Source organism: Paramuribaculum intestinale (assembly GCF_003024925.1).
GTDB lineage: Bacteria > Bacteroidota > Bacteroidia > Bacteroidales > Muribaculaceae > Paramuribaculum > Paramuribaculum intestinale.
In genome coordinates this window covers 1-1541 of the sequence record NZ_PUED01000331.1, presented here as the reverse complement: position 1 = coordinate 1541, position 1541 = coordinate 1, and the positions used below count along the sequence as shown (strand labels likewise).

The 1541-nt window shown below is 48.8% G+C and carries 1 protein-coding gene and 2 pseudogenes; all 3 read right to left on the bottom strand.

Annotation, left to right across the window (positions count from 1 at the left end):
* Positions 1 to 434 (bottom strand): annotated as a pseudogene (locus C5O24_RS13280) (hypothetical protein); the annotation flags it as partial.
* Positions 418 to 732 (bottom strand): hypothetical protein, encoded by a 315-nt coding sequence (locus tag C5O24_RS13275; protein WP_107034925.1) that lies wholly within the window; start codon positions 730 to 732, stop codon positions 418 to 420. The gene C5O24_RS13275 and the pseudogene C5O24_RS13280, both read right to left, overlap by 17 nt.
* A gap of 391 nt (positions 733 to 1123) precedes the next feature.
* Positions 1124 to 1541 (bottom strand): annotated as a pseudogene (locus C5O24_RS13265) (hypothetical protein); the annotation flags it as partial.

Genomic DNA, 1541 nt, shown 5'->3' with positions numbered 1-1541 from the left:
GTCCAATTATTCGTAACCCCCATTTCCCCGGTAAATAGGTCATAGACGGCGAAGAACCCTAACGGCTTTTCTTCCGGCTTCTTTTCTTCGGGCTTCGCACGTCCGGCGGCCAAGTCGAAGGCTTCCTTAAATTCAGCGACCGAAGGCGGGCGTTTATTGTCAAGTTCAAACCGGGTAAGGACTTCTTCAATAGTGGAAGCCACAGCCATAACGCCGCGATTGATAGCCCCGGCTGTTTCGCCGTGGCTGTTCTTGTTTCCGAGCCGGACGCAACTATTAGCGTCGTCCCATTTAGCCGGGGCAATAACATAGCCGGAGCGGATATCACACCGAAGACCGGCCCACGATACCCGAAGCCTAATACCAACTTCTTCCGTAGCCTTACCCTTATTGTTAGGCTTTATATGTAATCCTACCTTAATTTTGAACTTCATAAGTAAGCATTTTTCCGCACCCGGTAAGCAGCCACTTCGCCGAAATGGGATAGCAGGCTGTAATATAGTGGGCGGCTTCCAATTCTATGCCCTTATAGCGGGGCTTGTAGTCCGGCTTCGGGGTAACGCCATAGCCTAACCGAAGTTCCCGATACTTCGGCGCACTAAGCCCGTATTCATTGCAGAACGCCTCAAGCGACGCAACCTTATTTAATTCTACAAGACGTTCCAACGCCAAGAAGAAACGGCGGCTTATTTCTTCCTTAATGGGCCAGGAAGTATTAACTACGCGGGGCATAGTCCGGCGGCTTTGGCGTTGTCAACAATAGCGAAGTAGTCCGCTTCCGATATAACAATAGTTTCCCGACCGTCCAAGTACGCTGCTTCCAAAGCGTCGAAGACGTGGCGAGGGATAAACGGGTAGTAAGCCCGGTTAGAATAATAGGTATTTATAGCGATTTCCATATAGCTGAGTTATTTTTCCCGAATTTTGCGTTTACGGCACTTTACGCCCCAAATGGTAGGAATTACCACCCCGAAGAAAACGGCGCGAAAATGGGGCGTTTCTGTGCGTTCTACGCGTATCACTTTACTACGGCACTTATACCGCTACTTACCTGTATTTCTCGGCTTTATATATAATAAGGTATAGCCAAAATTTCAGTATAAAGGAACGGTACGCCCAAGGACTACCCGACAGCGGCAGAGGTTGCAGTGTCGCCCCGGTGGACATCCGCTTTTTTAGTAAGTTCTGTTAGCCGTTCGATAGTCCGCTGTTGACTTTCTATTATAGAGAGAAGGCGGGCTTTTTCTTCGCGGGCATCTTCCAAAAGTTTAAGCAGAATTTCGGAAGGAGCCACTTCGGGGGCTTCCGGCTTTTCTTCGGGTAGAAGCATTTCGCCCTCGCCCATCATTAGCCACAGCGGATTAAGGCGCGGGAATTGTATGGTAATTTGTTGCAGAGTGTCCGGCATTATAGACTTACGAATACTTTGTATATAGGCAGACCCCACGCCGACCCGCCTACAAAATTCGCGTTCGCTGATACCTACAAACTTTATAAAGTCTTTAAGTCGCTCTTTTACTGTTCCTTCCATTGCGTTGAAG

Bases quoted from the DNA above. Each gene is read 5' to 3' on its own strand.
- C5O24_RS13275 (WP_107034925.1), bottom strand. From the start codon at position 732: ATGCCCCGCGTAGTTAATACTTCCTGGCCCATTAAGGAAGAAATAAGC.